This is a genomic window from Candidatus Azobacteroides pseudotrichonymphae genomovar. CFP2, from assembly GCF_000010645.1.
In the GTDB taxonomy this organism is placed as follows: Bacteria; Bacteroidota; Bacteroidia; order Bacteroidales; family Azobacteroidaceae; genus Azobacteroides; species Azobacteroides pseudotrichonymphae.
The window spans coordinates 217,970-239,548 of record NC_011565.1; the positions used below are offsets into that span (position 1 = coordinate 217,970).

The 21,579-nt window shown below is 31.5% G+C and carries 16 protein-coding genes; all 16 read right to left on the reverse strand.

Going from position 1 to position 21,579, the window contains the following annotated elements:
- Window positions 1–2,178: 2,178 nt before the first annotated feature.
- The gene (locus CFPG_RS00960) at window positions 2,179–2,370 is read right to left on the reverse strand and encodes a hypothetical protein (RefSeq protein ID WP_265348022.1); all 192 of its coding nucleotides are present in this window, start codon (window positions 2,368–2,370) and stop codon (window positions 2,179–2,181) included.
- Window positions 2,371–3,062: 692 nt separating this feature from the next.
- Window positions 3,063–3,851, reverse strand: a complete 789-nt coding sequence (locus CFPG_RS00965; protein ID WP_012573197.1) for a prephenate dehydrogenase — start codon at window positions 3,849–3,851, stop codon at window positions 3,063–3,065.
- Between the two features lie 21 nt (window positions 3,852–3,872).
- Window positions 3,873–4,940, reverse strand: a complete 1,068-nt coding sequence (locus CFPG_RS00970; RefSeq protein WP_012573198.1) for a bifunctional 3-deoxy-7-phosphoheptulonate synthase/chorismate mutase type II — start codon at window positions 4,938–4,940, stop codon at window positions 3,873–3,875.
- A gap of 4 nt (window positions 4,941–4,944) precedes the next feature.
- Entirely contained in the window at window positions 4,945–6,120 is a 1,176-nt protein-coding gene (locus tag CFPG_RS00975) for a pyridoxal phosphate-dependent aminotransferase (protein ID WP_012573199.1), read from the reverse strand.
- A 10-nt stretch (window positions 6,121–6,130) separates the two neighbouring features.
- Window positions 6,131–6,982: a prephenate dehydratase gene (locus CFPG_RS00980; RefSeq protein WP_012573200.1), complete on the reverse strand. Its 852-nt coding sequence runs from the start codon at window positions 6,980–6,982 to the stop codon at window positions 6,131–6,133.
- Between the two features lie 557 nt (window positions 6,983–7,539).
- Window positions 7,540–8,253 (reverse strand): LiaF transmembrane domain-containing protein, encoded by a 714-nt coding sequence (locus CFPG_RS00985; protein WP_012573201.1) that lies wholly within the window; start codon window positions 8,251–8,253, stop codon window positions 7,540–7,542.
- Window positions 8,254–8,956: 703 nt separating this feature from the next.
- Window positions 8,957–9,154, reverse strand: coding sequence for a hypothetical protein (locus tag CFPG_RS00990; protein ID WP_041572355.1), 198 nt, complete (start codon window positions 9,152–9,154; stop codon window positions 8,957–8,959).
- An 881-nt stretch (window positions 9,155–10,035) separates the two neighbouring features.
- The gene (locus CFPG_RS00995) at window positions 10,036–11,028 is read right to left on the reverse strand and encodes a class II fructose-bisphosphate aldolase (RefSeq protein WP_012573202.1); all 993 of its coding nucleotides are present in this window, start codon (window positions 11,026–11,028) and stop codon (window positions 10,036–10,038) included.
- A 992-nt stretch (window positions 11,029–12,020) separates the two neighbouring features.
- Entirely contained in the window at window positions 12,021–12,242 is a 222-nt protein-coding gene (locus tag CFPG_RS01000) for a hypothetical protein (RefSeq protein ID WP_041572356.1), read from the reverse strand.
- A 606-nt stretch (window positions 12,243–12,848) separates the two neighbouring features.
- Window positions 12,849–15,170, reverse strand: coding sequence for a type I DNA topoisomerase (gene topA, locus CFPG_RS01005; protein WP_012573203.1), 2,322 nt, complete (start codon window positions 15,168–15,170; stop codon window positions 12,849–12,851).
- A 179-nt stretch (window positions 15,171–15,349) separates the two neighbouring features.
- A complete protein-coding gene (locus CFPG_RS01010) occupies window positions 15,350–15,772 on the reverse strand; it encodes an Hsp20/alpha crystallin family protein (protein ID WP_012573204.1) in 423 nt (140 codons plus the stop codon).
- A gap of 1,544 nt (window positions 15,773–17,316) precedes the next feature.
- Window positions 17,317–17,499 (reverse strand): 7-cyano-7-deazaguanine synthase, encoded by a 183-nt coding sequence (locus CFPG_RS05765; RefSeq protein WP_083754402.1) that lies wholly within the window; start codon window positions 17,497–17,499, stop codon window positions 17,317–17,319.
- 133 nt (window positions 17,500–17,632) lie between these two features.
- Entirely contained in the window at window positions 17,633–17,725 is a 93-nt protein-coding gene (locus CFPG_RS05770) for a 7-cyano-7-deazaguanine synthase (RefSeq protein WP_407637774.1), read from the reverse strand.
- A gap of 38 nt (window positions 17,726–17,763) precedes the next feature.
- The gene (locus CFPG_RS01015) at window positions 17,764–19,011 is read right to left on the reverse strand and encodes a murein hydrolase activator EnvC family protein (RefSeq protein WP_012573205.1); all 1,248 of its coding nucleotides are present in this window, start codon (window positions 19,009–19,011) and stop codon (window positions 17,764–17,766) included.
- Window positions 19,008–19,850, reverse strand: a complete 843-nt coding sequence (locus CFPG_RS01020; protein ID WP_012573206.1) for a DUF4292 domain-containing protein — start codon at window positions 19,848–19,850, stop codon at window positions 19,008–19,010. Before CFPG_RS01020 ends, CFPG_RS01015 begins: the two co-directional genes overlap by 4 nt.
- Window positions 19,834–21,576: a tetratricopeptide repeat protein gene (locus CFPG_RS01025; protein WP_012573207.1), complete on the reverse strand. Its 1,743-nt coding sequence runs from the start codon at window positions 21,574–21,576 to the stop codon at window positions 19,834–19,836. Before CFPG_RS01025 ends, CFPG_RS01020 begins: the two co-directional genes overlap by 17 nt.
- Window positions 21,577–21,579 lie beyond the last annotated feature (3 nt).

A 21,579-nucleotide genomic window follows, 5' to 3' on the forward strand; every position in this document is an offset into this window, starting at 1 on the left:
ACCAAATTGAGGTTTCATCTAAATAAATAGTTTTTTTTACTAAACTACCCTCTCATGTAAATGCTTTCTTTAGATCATTATTTATATCAATAATGCTTTTTGATAAGAAAAATTAGTAACAGTTGCAATCTTAGCAACATCGAATTTTGCATTAACAGATTCTTTCCTTACACCATATTGATTTCGGCTTCTATAAATAGTTCCTTCATGCAATTGTCCAAGTGATGTTTACTATAAATTTTTACTTTGTCTCAAAACTTTTTTGTAACATCGACATTCTGTCAAAACACTTTGTTTTTGGCTTTGATAGAAATCAAAACGTTTTCCAAATGCTTTTTTTGTCTCTAACCTAAATTCTTGTAAAGGAATTGAAAAAACGTACTATCTCATCTTTGCAATATTTTTATTTAATAGAATAGACGTTAGAATTCTTTTTATACTGAGCATTCCTATTGTCAAAATATTGAGTATAAACACATCTCTGGTAAAAGCAACAAGTCAAAGAATCCACTGTATGATGCTCCGATGATAATTTCTTTTCGTCCAGTCATACGCAATTTATCTGTAATAGAAGCAGTTGTTGCTAACAACTTCATAGTAAACTGCCCTCTAATATAATTCTTGTTTTTTTTACAATGATACGGAGTATCACTAATATCCCTTTCAATAAATTAGTAGGAATATTTTTTCCCTTCATTTTAAGATTGCCAAACTTTGATTTTGAGATATTCCCTAATTTAAATAACCTTTCAATTCTTTTAAATTTTTATTAAAACCTTGCACCCAATACCTATTTTCTATGGAATTGCATGCTGTTCAATTCTCTTTTTCGATATTGATACTTCAGAGTTCCAAAGTTTTATTGGGAAAAAAATCATTGAACAATCGTGACTGAGGAATAACATATACTTTATAACAAACTCTTTATTAAAAATTAAAAATGTTTTTAGAGAAATATGAGTATTAGAATACAAGATTTTATAACTAGTATTTTTCAATTCTTCATACAGTTTATAACTGATAATATCCTTCCTCCTAGAGAGGAGGAATATTTATTCCAAATTCATTTTGCAATGTTTCCCTATTACTTCATTCTTACGAGTGATTTATCTAACATTTTCAGTTAATTTTTTCTTGCTCTTTTACAATTTTCTACAACTCTCGGGTAAATTCAATGCAAATTCCATCAAATTTTCCTCATTCATTAATAATAGAATTGAAATACATTGAACCATTTGATTCAAAATCTTTTCAGCGATAGGATTTCACAAACTCTTTTTTAAAAAAATTTCTAATTTACCCTTCAAAATTTTGTTGGCAATTTCTTCTTTTGACTAATGAAATTTTAGAATACTTGTATCCTACATGTTCACATGCTACATCATATTTTTCACTTTCTCCCAGAAAGTAAAAATTTTCGAGTTAAAAATCTAAGATTTCCTATTTATTCCATTTTTTTTTAACATCTTCAATCTTTTCTATTACTTCTCTAGCAGAGAATATGAAAAATTACATTCTTCATATCCGCTCAATTCAACAATCATTTGATAAACTTTAAATAGTTTAAATTGTGTTTTATTTCAATTTAAATCTTTGAAATTCAAATCCCAATCTTTGTACTTCTGCTTAAACAAAACTTTTAATACTTTAAATCCCAACAATTCGTCTTTTATTGACAACTCTGAAAATAGTTTTTCCTTTTATTCCTGCCGTAATTCTACAAGTTTTTTTTCTTTACCATTTTTCTTTGAAATTTTTACATTGTTTAAAATATGCCAAATTTTAAATTCCTGAAATAAAGGTGAAGAAAGAGGAATTATACGATAATCAATAGTTTTAACTTTCTTTCACTACCAATTTCCACCTCAATTGACTTGCCTCAAATTTGAAAAAATTAATTAATCCCTTTGACTTTTTAATTTTTTTTAATAAAAAATAACTTCATCACGGTTTTTTGTTTTTAACTCTTCTGTTAATTCTTTATGAAATTTCGCCTGATTTTTCCAATTCGTATCAAACTCATCCAAATAATCTTCTCTGTAAAACCATAATATTTCTCAGGATACTATACTATTTACATTTAATAGATTCCATTAGGCATTCCCATATTGTTTGCTTTTTATAAAATATAACTCTTTACTTTGATCCCCGATTACCCATAAATATCTGCTGCATCCATTAATTTTCTGAAAAAGAATTGCCAGCTCTCCTAACCCCCTTTTTGCTCAAAATCCGATCTCCTCTCCAAAGAAAACCTTCTTTTTCAATTTCATCACCTTTTATATTCATTTCTACTCCAACAATACCAAACAGTTTTTCACAAACAACCCATGTCTCTTTTTTATTTTTATTTTGAAAGATCCTCTTCAATTCATCTATCAAAATCTTAGAATAAAATTGTTTTTAAAAATTCTAAATTTTATCAAATTCTACTTGCAAATCCGAACAGTAGAAATCGGAAAGAATACTTTTCTCCCTCAACCCGCAAAAGCATGCTACACAACTGTCCAAGAATACAGTTTCCCCATCATAAAGCCTCTTTTGCAACTTCCATCCTACCCAATCAATTGTCCTTTCATCTTGAAATTTTGCCTCCTTACTAGCCCTCGTTTTTTATTAATCATCAGCAACACACAAGTAAATTCCTACAATAAAATTACCTCGACAACAACTTTTGCTCTCAATTGACAACTTTGAAAAGTTGCGTCTTGCTACGTTTAAATAAATTTGATAGTTCTATCAGCATTAGTAGTGACACATTTCCCATTTTTTAAATTTGCTGATTCATCTATAGTCAAGAAATATTAACCTTCACTCCCAATTTAATAATAAAAAATTTCTCATTAATCATTTTTAGATTCTTCCACTAAAACCAACCAATGCTGATTGCATCCAAATCCAAATCTAATATTCTTCTCATAAAGCCAATAGTGTTTAAAACAAGGAATTAAGAATATCTTTGTTTTTCAAAAATTAATTCGTACACCATAGATAATTGATTGCTTTTGAAGCAACTCACAATAAAGATTATTTCGTTGTGAAAACATTCAAAGCAACAGTTATCAGCTGTCGCTTTCTTTATTTAACCTTCCACGCACTTCATTTAAAAACGTTTTCATTGCTTGAACATCCTTATTTTCAATAATTTGAAATAGAAAAGAAAGTTTTTTTTGGATTCGTTCTAACTGCTTAGACGTATGTGGATTAAAAAGAATTTCTGTTAGCAAATAATCGTCTTCTGACAACAGTCTATGTGCAATATCCATATGTTTTCTAAAAGTCGTCCCGGGTGCTTCTTGACGTTTCATCACTGAAGTAAAAATGAGTGTAGAAGCAAAAGGAATAGACAAAGAATAAGCTACTGTTTTATCGTGCTCTTCGAAAGAATATTCACAGATATTCAATTTTAAAGAATTATATAAATTACGAAAAAATACCTTCCCAAGATGACCAGACTCAGAAATAATAATAGCATTTTCGGAAGATAAATTACTTAAATTAGCAAAAGTAGGACCAAACATTGGGTGAGTAGAAACAAAGGGATGCCCTGAATTTTCGTAAAATTCCTTCAACCCTGTTTTTACAGACGCAATATCCGAAATAATGCAACTATCCGTCAAGTAAGGTAAAATCTGTTCGAACGCCCTAACAGTGTATTGAACAGTTGCTGCATTAATTAGAATTTCTGGTTTAAAATGGGCTATTTCTTCTATATGACTTATCCGAATACAATTGTAAGTAAATCGCAAACGTTCAGGATCCACATCAAAAATAGCAACTTCATGGTCGAAACTTAATACATCGGCAAAAAAAGCTCCCATCTTTCCCGCCCCCACAATTTGAATTTTCATACAAAATCTTTAAAGAATTACCTATTGATTTACTATTTCTATCTGTTGACGAACAGATTCTTCGTGAATAGCTTCAAGAATTTTTTTTAAAAAACCGAGTTCCATACCCATTTCTTCAGCTTGGATACTACGCTTTATTAAAATTTCATCGTAACGACTCGTCTGTAAAACGGGCATATTATGTTCTTTTTTGTATTGTCCTATTTCTTTAGAAATACGCATCCGTTTGGCTAAAACAGATAATAACTCAGCATCTATTTCGTCGATTTGCTGACGAAGCTCAGTCAAACTTTCAGTTGTTTGTTTGGTATCTCTAATAACCAATAGATTTAAAATATAAGACAAAACATCGGGTGTAATCTGCTGGTCCTTATCACTCCATGCTTCGTCCGGATTGCAATGTGCTTCTATGATCAAACCATCGCAATTTAAATCCATAGCTTGCTGGGAAAGTGAAGCAATTAGCTCTCGTTTCCCCCCTATATGACTTGGATCTACAATCAATGGAAGGTTAGGGATACGTCTTTTCAATTCAATAGGAATATGCCACTGCGGAAGATTTCTATACAATTTCTTATCATAAGAACTGAAACCTCTATGAATAACCCCAATTTTCCGAACACCAGCATTATAAATTCGTTCGATTGCTCCTATCCACAATTCCAAATCAGGATTTACCGGATTTTTTATTAAAACAGGACCTTCGAAACCTACAAGTTTTAAAGCATTTGCAATTTCCTGTACGGCAAATGGATTGGCAGAAGTTCTTGCTCCTATCCACAAAATGTCTATATCATGTTCTACTGCTTCAACCACATGATTATGATTAGCTACTTCAGTAGTAACATACATTCCAGTTTCTTTTTTTACCCTATTTAACCAAATAAGACCTTCCATACCAACTCCCTCAAATCCTCCCGGTTTAGTCCGCGGTTTCCAAATTCCAGCTCTGAATATTTTGATACCCTTACTCGCCAATCCCCGAGCCGTTATTATTACCTGTTCTTCCGTTTCTGCACTACAAGGACCGGCAATAATTAATGGTCTTCGTCCATTAATACCAGACAATAAAATTGATTGTAAATCCATAAACCTACTTTTTTATCAAAAATTTTCTTACTCGATACAATGCTTCCTCTAACCTTTCTTCTTTGCAACAAAGCGATATACGCATATAACGATTACCATTACTCCCAAAAATAAAACCTGGGGTAATAAAAACATTCATTTGACACAAAACCTTATCCGATAACTCACCACTGTCTTTATATTCATCTGGAATTTTTCCCCAAAGAAACATTCCAGATTGCTGTGAGTCGAAAGTGCAATTCAATGCATCCATAATTCTTTCTGCAATTTTCCGCCTACGCTTATATATTATATTTATATTGGAATACCACTCACTGGTTGCTCGAAGTGATTGTACAGCTGCCAACATCATCGGTTTGAACTGCCCACTATCTACATTACTCTTAACTTTTAAAACCCATTGTACAAACAATGAATTAGAAGCTAACATAGCAATACGCCAACCCGGCATATTATGAGATTTGCTTAAGGAATTCAATTCTATACAAATATCTTTTGCCCCTTCGATTTCCAAAATACTCAAAGGAGATTCATTCAAAATGAAGCTATAGGGATTATCATTACAAATAACAATCCCATATTTTTTACCAAAGCTAACCAGTTTTTGAAATAACTGTCTTGAAGCTGAGACACCCGTAGGCATATTGGGATAGTTTACCCACATTAATTTTACTTTGGATAAATCTATCTTTTCCAAAAAACCAAAATCAGGTTGCCAATTATTTGTTTCCAGCAAATCGTAACTAATTACATCTGCTTCCACTAAATTACCTACTGACCTATAAGCCAAATAGCCCGGATTGGGAACTAACACAGCATCCCCTGGATCAAGAAATGCCAACGAAACATGTAAAATCCCCTCTTTCGAACCAATCAAAGGCTGTATTTCGGTTTTTGGATTCAAATTCACACGATAATGTTGCCTGTACCAAGTAGCAAAGGCTTGACGTAGTTCAAGTATTCCAACATATGGCTGATAACCATGTGAATCTGCCTGCCGTGCGGAATGGCATAAAACATCAATCGTTTCTTTCGATGGAGTCAAGTCTGGATTACCTACCCCCAAATTGATTACATCTTTCCCTCGAGCATTCATATCAGTTATTTCCTTTAACTTTTCGGAAAAATAATATTCACTTACAGTACTCAATCGACGGGCAGGTATTATTTCTTTTCCCATTTCGCAGCTTTTATTCAACCATTTTATTTTCTTTATATTCTCCCAATACCTTAAAGTCATTCGTCAATGGACGAACGGCATCTACACTTTGTTTATAGCTTAAGATATTATCAAAAATGATATCAATATAGAAAAGATATTCCCATTCTTTTCCAATAATTGGTAAAGATTGTATCCGAGTCAAATTCACATCATAAAAAGAAAAAATAGTTAATACTTTAGATAAACTCCCATGTGTATGAGGCAAGGTAAAGACAACAGAGGCCTTATTATTAACTTCTGAAAGTGTCCAATCTTCAGCAAGCCATTTATTGACTAATAACAAAAAGCGTGTAAAATTATGTTTATTAATCTCTATCCCCTCCTCCAATATTTTCAATCCATACAACTCTGCCGCATATTTACTACAAATAGCAGCATGTCCTCTCCAATTATTTTCTGCTATTAATTTAGCACTCAATGCAGTATCTTCATTTTCTAATATCTTTACTCGAGGCATTGTTCTCAAAAAATCACTACACTGCATTAAAGCAATCGGATGAGACTCTATTTCTTTAATACTATCTAACGATTCACTTGAAAGTGCAGCAAGAACATGAGATATATGTATCTTCTGCTCACCGACTACAAAAAGGTCACTTTCCCGTATCAACTCGTGATTCTGCAATAAACTACCAGCAATAGTATTCTCAATAGCCATAATACCAACTATATTTGGATCTTTCTTTACGGCTGCAATAATATCTTCAAACAAAGTACAAGCAAGTATTTCTATTTTTTCTCCTCTCTGCTCCTCAAAGTATTTACGAGCAGCTATTTCATGATATGCACCAGCTATTCCCTGAATGGCAACTGTTTTCATTAATTAGTTTACAACTATATAAAAATCTAATTTATATAAATAAAACAAAAAAGATAGAAATTTATTCCTTTAATAAATTCTTTCTCGAATTACCGATTTTGAATAAAAAAAGAGAAGAACACTTATAAAAAACAGTTTTTTATTTCTTTTTCTAAATCTCCTTTTTACTTGAATTAATTTGGAGTCATTAATGTGTTTAAGGTAATCTTTCTAGATATTCCATCTATATTTTTTCAAATTATGGAACTCTCTCCTTTCTTTTTTCTTTATAAGAATACCTTATTCTTTTCCAATCCAATACGAACAAGCTTATCTACATATACACATTTTAAATTATCCCTACTAATAACAAAAATCCAAGAAGAGTAACCTCTATCCTATATTTTTCAAGTTCTTGTCTAACCAAACAACAATTTTTGAAAAGAAAAAAATCTTTCGTCCTTAAAACCATAATTTTAGATTTACCAGTTTATTGAAATAAAAGAAGTTCCTTCATTTGTATTTCTACCTGAAAATCAAACTCTGAAATGAGAAATAAAACATTATTGAGAGTAATTTTATACACAGCACTTAAGCTCTCCTCCACTAAATTTACCTTCTATTTCCAAAAACACTACCTTCTTAAAATCAATTTCACTTCTGATTCTTTCATCTGAAAAACTAACAAAAACTCCGTTTTGATTTAATTTAATCTTCCAATCAATTGGAACACACAGAGTTACATAACTAAAAACAGATATAATTTTAATACGCACCGTATCTTCTTCAGACAATCTAACTTGTTCAAAATTCAACTCAATATTACTAAAAATAGTTTCTATTTCTATGTTTTTCAAACTGCTGTATGCCCATTTCTCTTTGGAATGAGAAAAAGTATAATTTCGACGAACAAACCATTCTTCACTTGTTACAGTTTCTACAAAAGTTTTCTTATCAGAACATCTATAATATCTACATTTCTTTTTTGCTATAGCATGAATTATTAAACCCATACCAATAATAATCAGTGTTATGGGAAGTATCGTTAAATTTTTGTCAAATACAAAATTCTCCAAAACATTAGGAAGCGAAAAACAAAGACCTATCAGTATTAAAATAACCCCTGATGTTAGTTTTCTATTCGCTATTAAAATAATACCAATAGTAATCAACAAAACTTGCCAAGAAAACACTATATGACGAACGCAAGGGAGTAAAAATCCCATATTGTCTACCAATAAGAAAATCCCCAACGTAACAACAATAATTCCAAATGTCATTATTTTCTTCATAATAATTTTATTTTTTAGCTTATTATTTTCTCAATACCTCTCAAATAAAATTCTCTCCCTTGGGAATAAATCGATCCTGAATCATATGAATTTAAAATTTACATAATTAAATAAAATTATAGAGTTATTATAGAGTTCCTAAAATGTAACTTAACAAGTTGAAGTTGAAGGGAGCAGAACAAATAACCTATCCAAGAGCTCTTGCTCTTATACAGCAAAAAAGCAAACGAACAAAAACACAATTCCAATTCTTCTTTTAATCAGTACCCATAATGGATAATCTAAAGATAGAAAGAAATATAAAGTATAAAATTGTTGGCTTAAATAACTTCATATACTTCACCGATATAAAAAATAGTATTGTCAAACCCCAATTTCATTCTACATACAAAACAAAGCAATAAATTTTTAAGTGAGAGAGATCTGACAACCAAGAAATAATCTTCTCGAAAATAATAAAAATCAATAAAGTATTCACATTTACTCCGTTATCACGAGCAAACAAGTACTACTCTTTATTCAATTTTATCTTTTTTTATTTGATTTCATCTTTTGCATAAAATCTGGCAAATGCTAATGCTAATGAAATATATTTTACTAAAAACAACTTATTGCACAGCAATACCAACAAGTACCGGTAAATAACACACTACAACCTTTTCCGTGTTTGCATTCTCCATAGAATGTCCCTTATCGAGAGCCCTCATATACCAACAAAAAGAAAATCTGCATCGAAAACAGAGGCTGTTCTAAATAAAACATAAAAAAGACTACCTTTCTCCAATAAACTACCATTAAAATTTGTTCGATCAAACAAATCCCACTGTTTTTTTAACTTATAACTTCCATTTCCTACATTTGTTCTTTTAAATCGTAGAATATCAACTCCCATTTGTCTCATTTGTTGGCTTATTTGTTAGTTTATCCGCCAAATTTTTGTCAGACGGTTCATTATTGAATCTTCCATTATTAAAATGTTAATACTCTTCACAACTAATCAATAACTACAACAACTAATCATCACAGCTGTCAACTTTCCTCCGAATCTCCGAAACAACATTCGTTCTACGCATCCCTGATATCTCCGTTTCCCTTCTCAGAGAGAAGGGGAATGACAAACAAAAACGACGACCTACACGGATCCCCCCCCCCGTAGGCCTCCTTCCCAGTTACATTGAGGAAGAAATCCCTTGTGTCACGTGATCATGATACTTATCATTTAAGGAGATAAGGAGAGAGAAATAAGGAGATAAGGAGAGAGAAAGAAAAAGAGATTCATATACAATTATGAAAGATATATGAATTTCTTTTACTGAAAATCAAACTCACACTAATTTCTCCTCTATCTTCTGATTTAGCTACAGTATACTGACTTCATGCTTTTCCCTTTGTAAAAAGCATAAAATCAATCTCCATCTAACCAGATAGTTCTCCTATTCCACACAACACTACAACCTAAAATAGGGGACTCCCCCCACCACCACCAATAGGATTTAAACAAGCCCTTGCTATCTTATTAAACTTGGTATAGGTGCTATAATAACACTATTTCGATACCCAATTCCATTCAGGAATACATTCATTACCAAATTTTTCATGGTTATTTTATCGTATTAAAAAATTCCATATTGTAAAAATATACTCAGAAAAGAAAACCCTACAAAAAGGGAAAGAAAAGTAGGTAAGAAAAATAAAACAAACATAAGAGCAAAACTTCCTTTCGATACACATTTATTATTAAATATCTTGTTCTAATCATATATATGTAAAGTAACATAACCTTTAAGCCTTCCCTGCCGAGCCCAAAACATGCACCACTTTATGTTTATATAATGCCTTCAATAATTCGCGAGCTGGACCTAAATATTGACGAGGGTCAAACCATTCAGGATGCATATTAAGTGTACTACGAATAGCAGCAGTCATTGCTAAACGGCCATCAGAATCTATATTAATTTTACAAACGGCTGATTTAGCAGCACAACGTAATTGTTCTTCAGGAATACCGATAGCATCTTTTAGTTTCCCGCCATTATTATTGATGACAGCTACCTGCTCCTGAGGGACAGAAGACGCTCCATGCAATACTATTGGAAAATCCGGTATGCGTTCTTCTATAGCTTCCAAAATGTCAAAACGTAGAGGAGGTGGGATTAAAACACCTTCAGCACTACGAATACATTGCTCAGGCTTAAATTTATTAGCACCGTGAGAAGTTCCGATAGAAATAGCCAAAGAATCCACACCAGTCTTAGAAACAAAATCTTCAACTTCTTCTGGCTGAGTATAAGTATGGTGCTCAGCCACTACATCATCCTCTATCCCTGCTAAAACACCTAATTCACCTTCTACACTAATATCATATCGATGAGCATATTCTACTACTTTTCGAGTCAATATCACATTCTCATTATAGGAATGATGAGAGCCATCAATCATTACTGATGAAAAACCAAAATCAATACAACTCTTACACAATTCAAATGTATCTCCATGATCCAAATGAAGGACAATAGGGATATTTTTTCCAAGTTCTTTAGCATACCCCACTGCACCTTGTGCCAAATAACGCAAAATAGTTTGATTAGCATACTTCCGAGCGCCGCTTGACACTTGAAGTATCACCGGAGAATTCTCCTCCACACAAGCTTGAATAATTGCTTGCATTTGCTCCATATTATTGAAGTTAAACGCAGGTATTGCATATTTTCCTTTAATTGCTTTTTTAAAAATTTCACGGCTATTTACTAAACCTAACTCTTTGTAACTTACCATAAATCCTACTATACTTTATTAATTACTACTATACTTTTTAATCAAGACAAGGGACTAAAACTACTTCACACTCTAGCGCGAAGGTAAAATACTTTTGTTAAAAAACAAAGGTAAAATAAAAAGCAACACCTGAAAATATCCAAAGTACGAGCTAAAGCTCAAATATTATTATTTGTTTTTAACAAAAACAAACCATTGCTCTCACAAATTAAGGAGAAAAATAGAAACTGAAATCAGTCTACCATTACTACTAGATACGTATTTCAATGATTTTTGGTAAAAAATAAATATAAAGATCAATTGTAATAATTATCCCAATCAACTGTATCGTTTCTAACGCATTTTAAGGTGTCTCTTCATTTTTATAGAATAAAAAAAAGGATCTAAAAAGATTACTCACATGAATAACCATAAAATCTATTCTTCCTCACTTCAAACGAATATCAGATAACCCTTATTTTTTTATTAAGTATCCTTCAATATGGAAAGGATCTCTGTATTATCTGCAATAGATATTTAGTATTCATTTTAATGAAGTATAATTTTTTCCTTCAGCTTCACATAAAAACCGAAATTAAAAAAAAGTTTCAGATATATATTTTCTATAAATAAGAAAGATCTAATAAATTAGGAGAAGTACCGGAGTACAACCTGTTGGGATCAACTTGTCAGCAAAACCAAACATAAAGGGAATATTACACCTCTGCAACTCTCCACAACATCCCAAAAGTCATACTATTAAGTAGTAGTAGTACCATCCCAAATCTACTGGCTCCAATAGTGAAAGAATCTAAAAATGGAATACTTTGAGCAAACTATATCTCACTTCCTGTGAAGTGGACCAAAGAAAATCTTCTATATGTTATTGCATGCTTTTGCATGCAATTAATGTACTTATATACTTACCACCCAAGTAAGTATTGTCTTTTCCAGCCTCCCCTCTCTCCCCAACCTCTGATACTCTCTTCCTATATAGGTCTAGTAAAGGACGACTACTCTATCATAGTAAGATATTGCCATTTAAAGATACGAATCACTCTACTCAGTATCCCCCCCCCCTTCTCACAATGTTCCATCATCCATTGACTGAAGTTGCCTAGATTTAGTATACCTAAAAGTATACTAATCTCATACATCTCACAGTTAGTATGTCCCCCTCCAACAGATACAGGATCCCCAAAATCGAAAAGCTTAAGATGATTCCTCCCCTCCATCGTACATATGGGAAAATCCCAATAACAAAAATAAATTCTCCAAAACAACTAGGTTAAAACAAGTGATACATATTCTTTCTTACAGAAAGAATATGTATGACAAGCTTATTACAGTATGTCTGAAAACATAAAACTTTACACCCCCAACTCATTTAAAATAACCGATGACACCAATTTGGGAACCGTAAAATACGGATACTTGTAATCCTGATGCCGGTTCTAATTTTTTAGTATTAAATTGAGTCAAATAACAAATTCTGAGACTAGTGATATTGAAATTTATGCTCATTCTTCAGAATGGCATAAACATATCGACATGAAACGAATAAAACCTGCAATTACTTGCAATTAATAGAATTTGTAGATATATCCGAAATCAAAGATAAATCTGATAAAATTTCCCCAATGGAAAATTTAAATTTAAATTAAGGAAAACTTTCCTCACTTATTAAATAATGACTATCTCATCCTTTCCTTGACAAGAATAATGGGAAAACTCCCATTGTTTGAACAAGCTGTTTTACTTCAAAAAAAGACAACACAAAAATGAGTCCTTTAAAATTAAGGGATGTCAAAAATATCATTTTTTATTAACAAAGTTTATAATTATGATTTCTTTCCTCTACTAAGAAAGATGTTCCCTCTTTTTCGCTTCGGATTTTTTTCAATTATTTCCATTGCATCATCATAGGAGATTATTTCAGGCACAATTCCCCTGGGAATTTTATAATTATTTTTCTTGTATGCGATATATGCCCCAAAACGGCCATTTAATACTTTTAAATCATTATTTTCAGAAAAAAATTTAATTATCTTGTTCGCATCCCGCTCTTTTTTCTCCTTGATTAGTTTTTCGGCTTCTTCGATGGTAATATGATACGGATCATATTCTTTTGGTATAGAAATAAATGCATTATCAAATTTCATATAAGGACCAAAACGTCCAATTGTAACTATTACAGGTTTGTTTGCTACTATCCCTACCGTACGAGGTAAATCAAATAAGGCCAGTGCTTCTTCTAATGTAATACTTTCTATAGATTGCCCTTGAACGAGTGAAGCAAATTGAGGTTTTTCTTCATCTTCTGCTGAACCAATTTGTACAAAAGAACCAAAACGTCCAATTTTAACTGAAATAAGCTTTCCATTTTTATCTGTACCTAATATTCGCTCACCTACTTTGCATCCTATTTGAGTAAAAGATACTTTTTCTACTATAGGATGGAACAAATTATAGAATTTGTGTAATAATTCTATCCATCCAATTTGTCCTTCCGCTATTTTGTCAAATTCTTTTTCCAAATCAGCAGTAAAATTGTATTCTAAAACAATTGGGAAATGTTCAATAAGAAAATCATTAACTATAATTCCAGAGTCAGAGGGAATCAATTTATTTTTATCTGCACCTACTATTTCTGTTTTTGTTTGCTTGGAAACAATTTTATTTTTTAATGTGAGTGTAGTGAATAGCTTCTGTTTTCCTTCTTTCGCCCCTTTAATTACATAACCTCGTTGCTGAATAGTTGAAATGATTGGAGCATAAGTAGAAGGGCGACCAATACCTAATTTTTCCAATTTACGCACCAAACTTGCCTCTGTATATCTAAGAGGTTGTCGAGTAAGGTGTTCAGAAGCCGTTGCTTCAGTTAAATTTAATATTTCATTCAATTGCATAGGAGGAAGGACAGCTTCTGCATTTTTACTATCGATACTTTCTGTATGTGCTCTAAAAAAACCATCAAATTTGACAACTTCACCTTGCAAATGAAATTTATCTATTGCATTATTACTAATTCCTATGGTTACCATTGTCTTCTCCAACTCAGCATCTGCCATTTGGGAAGCAATAGTTCTCTCCCAAATTAATTGATACAATCGTTGTTCTTGTACTGTCCCTGCAACCATCCGATTACTTATATAAGTAGGACGAATAGCTTCGTGTGCTTCTTGTGCTCCTTTGATTTTTGTTTGATATTGACGAATTTTTACATATCTATCCCCAAATTTATCAATTATCTCTTTCTGGACATCATTTAATGCCAAAGAGGAAAGATTCAACGAATCGGTTCGCATATAAGTGATTAATCCAGAGTCATACAATTTCTGAGCAATAGACATTGTTTGTGATATACTAAATCCTGCTTTGTTAGCAGCTTCTTGTTGCAAAGTAGAAGTAATGAAAGGGGGAGTTGGTGATTTTTTACTAGAACGAATATTGATATCATCTATAGTGAAAATTGCATCTTTGAGAGTCTCCAAAAACGCTTTAGCACCTTCTTCTGTTTTAAAATGTTTATTTAACTCCGACTGAACAATTATTTTGTTATTAGGTAAATAAAATAAAGCTCGGATACGAAAAAATGACTCCGTGATAAAATTGTTAATCTCCCTCTCCCTTTCAACAATCAATCTCACAGCAACTGATTGAACACGCCCAGCCGATAACGAAGGCATAATCTTTTTCCATAAAATGGGAGATAATTCAAATCCTACAATTCTATCTAAGACACGCCGGGCCTGTTGAGCATTTACCAAACGTAAATCAATATGACGAGGATGCTCTATAGCATTCAAAATTGCATTTTTAGTAATCTCATGAAAAACAATCCGTCTCGAATTACTTTCCTGTAATCCCAACACAATATACAAATGCCATGCTATTGCTTCTCCTTCCCTATCTTCATCCGAAGCAAGCCACACAGTTTCTACTGCTTTCGTTGCTTTTCTCAACTGCTTAACCACTTCGACTTTATCAGGAGAAATAACATATTCAGGTTTGAAATCATTGTTTATATCTATACTTAACCCTTTATTTTTCAAATCACGGATATGTCCATAACTTGGCAAAACTTTATAGTCACTACCTAAAAACTTCTCAATAGTTTTAGCTTTAGCTGGGGATTCTACGATCACAAGGTTTTTTTGCATTTTTTTATTTTCATTCTCTCAACAGGCGAATTTAGAAAACTTCTATACAAAATTACAGACTACACGACTGATAGTTGTATTAAGAAGCTTTTTTATACAATTCTGCTTTACTAAAAAAACGCTGTAAAAATCAATTACAGCGTTTTTTGCTACAACTCAAGTTTTCAAAATCAATCTTTCTAGGAAATAGAAATTGATTTCGTTTCTTCGGCAACCTGTCTTACTCTTCTAGGAATTTCGATAGCCAAAATACCATTTTCATACGAAGCAGCAATGGATTCCTTATCTATATCATCAGGCAAAGTAAGAGTTTTTACAAATTGAGTATAACCAAATTCTTTACGTAAATAACGTTCTTGCTTTTCTTCAGATTCATTCTTCTTTTCGACTGAAATGACCAATTGATTTTCTTTGCTTATATCAACTTTGATATCTTCTTTTGCTATTCCAGGTGCAGCTAATTCTACACGAAACCCATTCCCTCTTTCCAAAATATTCAATGCTGGAGAAGTTATCGTCCGCTGACTATACAAACTATCATTAAACCAATCGTTTAACAAAATTTCAGGTAACCACGCTTGCGTTCTTCTAATTGGTAACATCGTTTTGCCCTCCTATTTTTTTTAGTTAAACATATACGCTTCTATCCGATGGATGTACAATTTTTGTGCCGTTTTAGAAATGTAGAAAATGTATGACAAACAGACATATAGTCTAACTTATTTCTATAATAAATACGTAATTGATTATTATGTCAATAATAATCAATTATTTTTAATATAATACAAAACACTTATCAGTATCAAAAACAGTAAAAAAGATTTTTTTGAATACAAAAACTAAAAACTTTTTTTTGTAAGACGCAATAGTTGTATTCGCACTGCTACCCATTGCAAAAAATGAAGATCTAAACATAAATTGATCAAGCTTACTATCTATTGAATTGATTTAGCACTTATGAAAAGGATAGGTAATATTTATTACCCGCCAAACAAATAATTGAAACTCCAGGCAATATCTATTTCTTATTCAAGAAATAAAAATAACTATTAGAACAAATCTCATACATTTCAAAAAAATAATTTATGCAATACATTGTCCAGAAGTACTAGATCAAACATAAAAAGAAACTTTCTTATAAAAAAATTACTCCACTTTGTATAAACAAAATATAAGTTGCCTGATCATTTAAAACTACTTGCGTAGATACCCCCCTGTCCTTCTTCTACTTACGTAGAGAATTTCCTGAATTATGAAAAAATATCAGTATAGTAGAGATATAAAATGCAAATAATTACGAAAAAAACAGCTGAACATATCGTGAAAGATATTGCCGGAATTTGTCATAAAAAACTTATTGCAAGTGAGTTGACGTATGAAATAAATATTTGTTTACAACAAGTCCTAGTTTTGAAAAACAATTTATCCATAGCAATTGACTTTAGTATATGGATTAGATAGAATCTATCTGTCAAAACATCCACAATATCTATGTATAAGTGATAAGTAAATAGGGGAGATGGATTGGAAAAACACCTGTGCATCGTAAAATTTTTGTAGACCTTATTTTAGAAGAACAATCGTTAGTCACTTGACTTTCAATAGTCAAGTAATAAACAAGTGAATTTGATAGCGACAAAACATACCAATTCCAACGGGAAGTTATTATCTCTCCTATTTGATTCAAAAATAAATGAAATCATACGAAGGACACCAGATGGTATATAGGACATTATTTATTTTTTTGTCCAGAAGTTTACAACCTTTACAGGTTGTTAGTACTAGATTAGTGTTATCTTTTTTACTTTTTTATAAAATCTCGTAACAAAACAATTAATAAATTAAACCTAAGTGGTTGTTGTTTGATTATTAAAGAGGTCATATTGGTTGTCAGGAATTCTTTTAGTTCTTTGTTCTTTTATTTCGAAGCTCACAATGCTGAGAAGTGTCACACGGATCCATCCTCCAGCCGATAATACTAGATAATACTAATAATACTATCGTAACACAATGGCATTTCGTTTTTAACAATTTCTAATATACCTAATATCGATTTGCCAACGCCAACATTCAGCTTTTGAAAGTCACATCAAGGGAATATGGATAATGAACTGGGAGAAGTCCATAGCTAAATTTAATGAAATATTTACATAACGAATAAACTAACTCTACAATCGGGATATCCACCATAGTCGGATTGTGACACACTAATTACAACATTGCGTATTCCTAGCAAACGAGCAATAATTACCGAGAAGGTTAAGAAAAACATATTCCTCCTAGAACAAACGTATTGGGACAAGAATCGGCAGTCTTTCCTTTTCCCCATACATTAACTGTACTACAAAATTTTCAACTAATCTATCAATAATAGTCGAGTCCAGAGTTTGAAATAGAACATTGAATTTTTATCGCAATTTTTCGAGCAACTTCTATTTTCTAACGAATGTCATTGTCTATATTTAATACATAAAGCACCTAACTTCCTTGAAAACATTTAATGCAAAAAAAAGACAGGTAGCTGAATCTTGCCCTCCTGAATGGAGAACAAGCAATGTTTCGTTTTTTTACCATTCATTTTCGAACTCGAGTATTATCTGTATAGCCATAGCTCTGGATTAAGTTTGGTCTGTTCTTTCCAAAGCTCAAAGTGTAGGATCGTTAAATTACCATTTTCTTTATCTGTATATATTTTCCCAATACATTGTCCAATTTTTAGTTTGTCTCCTTGTTTAACAAAAACTTGTTCCAGATAAGAATAAAGGGTCAAATAATTCCCATGCCTCACAATGACAGATACTTGATATCCAGGAAGAATAAAGATTCGTGTAACTATTCCATCAAAAACGGCTCTAGCACTATTCTCTTGAGTAGTTTTAATATCTATTCCATTGCTATTGTAATGAATATTTTCCATATTACCATATCGGTGCTGTCCAAATCGGCTAACAATACAATAACTCCCTTTAAGAGGGAAAGGGAGTTTCCCCTTGTTTTTGGCAAAATCAGTAGATAAAGTTTGTTCTTCTTTTGTCATTGCATAGCCATCTGCAGTTTCACTTTTTCGTTTAACACTGCCCCTAGCTGCTGCTTTTTTTGTAGCAGCTAGCTCTTCTTTGATAATCCTTGCAATCTCTCTTTCCAATACTTCAGCTTGTCTTTTCTTTTTGTCTATTTCAGCTTGAAGTTTCTTTGTATTCTTCTTTAAGTTTTCTATTTCAGCCCCTTTTATTCTTTCTTGTATTCGTAATTTTTCTTCTTCATTCTTTTTAATATTTACCAAATTGGTTTTTGTTTGTACATCATACTTCAGAACTTGTTTTTCGGCAATTACCTTATTTTGTTGTATGATGATTTCTTCTCCTTGTGCTCTTCTCCATTTACCATATTCTTTCATATATAATGCTCGATGGAAAGATTGAACAATATTACTTGCAGACAGAATAAAAAATAATTGATCTTGATTATTTTTTTCTTGATACACTATTTGAATAGCAATTGCATAGTTTCTTTTTTTCAAATGGAGATTTCTTTCTAATTGAGCAATTTGTATTTCTTTGTCTTGAATTTTTTTATTAAAAACACCTATTTCATTCCCCAAAATTTTTACTAATTGTTCCCTTGTATTCACTTGCTTAACCAGCAGATCAACTCTACGTTGAACATCCCCTATTGATTTATGATTTTCATTCAAAAACTTATTTGTATTCTTTATCTCTATCAAAAGCATTTTGCGTTGTTTTTCCAATTCTTTGACCTTACTTGCAGAGTGAACTGAAAAGACACAACCAAACAACAATAAAAACAATAAAATAGTAACCCATTGAACTTGAACTTTCATAACAAATTCCCAATTAGCCGAAGGATTTGCTGTAATTCAGCTTGCCTGTAATTGTTGGGTATATTGCAATCAATAGTAAAATTTTTATCAAACTCGACTGATTTGAAAAACAAATTCAACTTATAATTTCCATTGAATATCAATTGAATAGACATCGGAAAAAATCTTCTATCTCTTCTATCAGAATCAATTTCCCAATCAGCATATCTACATTGTAATTGATTTTCCCCCTTATTTATAGTAGTGGATTGAATACGATTTGTATAATCTATAACAAATTTGTATACCTCGTTAAATTTGTCTACATGAACTATTTCCACTGAAAATTGTTCTCTTTTTATCTCGAAATCAGGATAATCCTGCACTAAAATTTCTTTTTTACCAGGCATAAATAATCTATTGCTTAATAAAGATTCTAACACTTTGTAGTAATCAAAGAAACCCTCAATTTTTATAATATCTTGCATACTCTCTCGAAAACACTGCTTATGCAAGCGGTCAAGAATTAGTATTTCATTCGAAGTAACTAATATTCTATAAGACTCGCCTCCAAATAAAGGAACGCGTAAAGATAGTTGTATTGCCTTATCTTTTACAATTCTTAGTTGTGCATTCGCTGATATTTCTTTTCCCTCACCTAATTGAACAATAAATTTTAAATTGGCAGAGAATGTATCATATTGAGGTTCGAATTGTATAATATTATCTAACTGCTCTTTATTAGTTACTTGTGACAAAACAATTAAGGTAGTATCTTTTTCGCTTAAACAAAAATCTTTTCCAATAAAGACTAATAATAGGATTAGGATAATGCGTTGAAATTCATTTTGTACCTTCATAGTAATAGGTCTTATCCGTAATTTTCTTTTTGAGAATACTTGTATCTCCATTACTTGCTTCTTTCAAACAAAGAGCTTCCTGCCATTTGGAAACAGCTTCATCAATATCTCCAGTCTTGTAAAGAATATCTCCATAATGTTCCAAGATTTCACTATTTACCACAGTATCTTTGGAAATAGCATTTTTAATATAAAATTTTGCCAAAGAATAATCCCCTGCTTGAAAAAATATCCAAGCATAAGTGTCTATGTAAGTTATATTGTCAGGTTGCAATTGAACAACTACAGCTGCCATTTCTTTAGCTTTATCCAAATTTTCTTTTGTCAATGAAAGACGGTAAGCATAATTATTCAATACTACAATATTTTTATCATTATACTTAATGGCCTGTTCATAAAAAACAAAGGATTTTTCTTTATTCCCCAATTGATAATACAAGTCCCCTATTTGCCCCAAAAAAGTAGATAATAGTATATCATCTGTTGAAATTATTTTCAATCCTTCCAAATAAATATCTAAAGCATTTTGATAAGCTTTTTTAATAGAGTAAGCTATTCCTTCATATAAATAAAATTCAGGAACATCAGGGAAATGGATTAAAGCATTTTCGCAAATAGAAATAATTTCATCAGAATTTTCCTCTTGCAGAGCAATATTCAATAGTTGAATCCATGCTTCAAAATCCTCTGGCATGGCTTCAATGACAGCTTGAAACTGAAATTTAGCTTCTTTTTTTTTGCCTTGCAGAAACAAAAATTTTCCGTACATACGGTTTAATTCCTTATCCTGTGGATATTGTTCCATTAAAGTTTCAAAAAGAACATTGGCTGCTTCTTTATCTTGTTTATTTTCACACAGATTTTCAATATACTTTCCAAGAATGTTTAATTTAGTCCCTAAGTCTAATGTTGGAGCCTCTAATGCCCTTTCTATTTTATGTATAGCGGATCCTACTTTTCCTTTAGTTGCATAATAATTAGACATCGCAACAAAATAATAAAGATTATTAGGATCCATTATTTTAGACCTTTCATAATATAACAATGCCTCCTCTATTTCATTTTCATCCAGATAAAAGTCACCTATAAATATCTGATATTTAGCTTCTGTAGGAAATTTTTCTGCTAAATATTTTAAAGCCCTCAATGCCTGCTTTTTTTTGCCAATTAATTTATAGAGTTGACTTTTTTTTAAAGCAATATCTTCATTTATCCCTATACTATTTTCAATCTTGTTTAGTACTCTAATAGCTTTATTTACATTTTGTTGTTTGACATATAAATCGCTTAAACAATAGTATAATTCTAGATTTTGAGGATTTCCTTTTATCAACTCTTCATATAAAATAATTGCCAAATTGTTGTTTCCTAATTCCCGACTCAAATTAGCCAAAGCTAATTTATACTCAAAATTATTAGGAGTGTAAAAAGTTGCTTTTCGTAAGGCATTTAAAGCGAGTTGTTCTTTGTTTAAAAACAAATAGTATTTAGATAATTCATACAAAACAACAGAAGATGTAGAATCAATCCTCAAAAGATATTGAAAAGAATTAAAAGCTTGATTATGTTCACTTTTTTGTTTAAAACGGATAGCATTCAAAAAGAAATAATCAAACTTAAAACGATTTTCATATGGCAACTCTCCCGCAAAAAGACAAGTACAAAATAGCAATGGCATTAACATATAAAATATATGGTATACAGAGACTACTGCTTTTCTCCTCATACT

Bases quoted from the DNA above. Each gene is read 5' to 3' on its own strand.
- CFPG_RS00965 (WP_012573197.1), bottom strand. From the start codon at position 3,851: ATGAAAATTCAAATTGTGGGGGCGGGAAAGATGGGAGCTTTTTTTGCC.
- CFPG_RS00970 (WP_012573198.1), bottom strand. From the start codon at position 4,940: ATGGATTTACAATCAATTTTATTGTCTGGTATTAATGGACGAAGACCA.
- CFPG_RS00975 (WP_012573199.1), bottom strand. From the start codon at position 6,120: ATGGGAAAAGAAATAATACCTGCCCGTCGATTGAGTACTGTAAGTGAA.
- CFPG_RS00980 (WP_012573200.1), bottom strand. From the start codon at position 6,982: ATGAAAACAGTTGCCATTCAGGGAATAGCTGGTGCATATCATGAAATA.
- CFPG_RS00985 (WP_012573201.1), bottom strand. From the start codon at position 8,253: ATGAAGAAAATAATGACATTTGGAATTATTGTTGTTACGTTGGGGATT.
- CFPG_RS00990 (WP_041572355.1), bottom strand. From the start codon at position 9,154: ATGAGACAAATGGGAGTTGATATTCTACGATTTAAAAGAACAAATGTA.
- CFPG_RS00995 (WP_012573202.1), bottom strand. From the start codon at position 11,028: ATGGTAAGTTACAAAGAGTTAGGTTTAGTAAATAGCCGTGAAATTTTT.
- CFPG_RS01000 (WP_041572356.1), bottom strand. From the start codon at position 12,242: ATGGAGGGGAGGAATCATCTTAAGCTTTTCGATTTTGGGGATCCTGTA.
- topA (WP_012573203.1), bottom strand. From the start codon at position 15,170: ATGCAAAAAAACCTTGTGATCGTAGAATCCCCAGCTAAAGCTAAAACT.
- CFPG_RS01010 (WP_012573204.1), bottom strand. From the start codon at position 15,772: ATGTTACCAATTAGAAGAACGCAAGCGTGGTTACCTGAAATTTTGTTA.
- CFPG_RS05765 (WP_083754402.1), bottom strand. From the start codon at position 17,499: ATGGGGAAAAGGAAAGACTGCCGATTCTTGTCCCAATACGTTTGTTCT.
- CFPG_RS01015 (WP_012573205.1), bottom strand. From the start codon at position 19,011: ATGAAAGTTCAAGTTCAATGGGTTACTATTTTATTGTTTTTATTGTTG.
- CFPG_RS01020 (WP_012573206.1), bottom strand. From the start codon at position 19,850: ATGAAGGTACAAAATGAATTTCAACGCATTATCCTAATCCTATTATTA.
- CFPG_RS01025 (WP_012573207.1), bottom strand. From the start codon at position 21,576: ATGAGGAGAAAAGCAGTAGTCTCTGTATACCATATATTTTATATGTTA.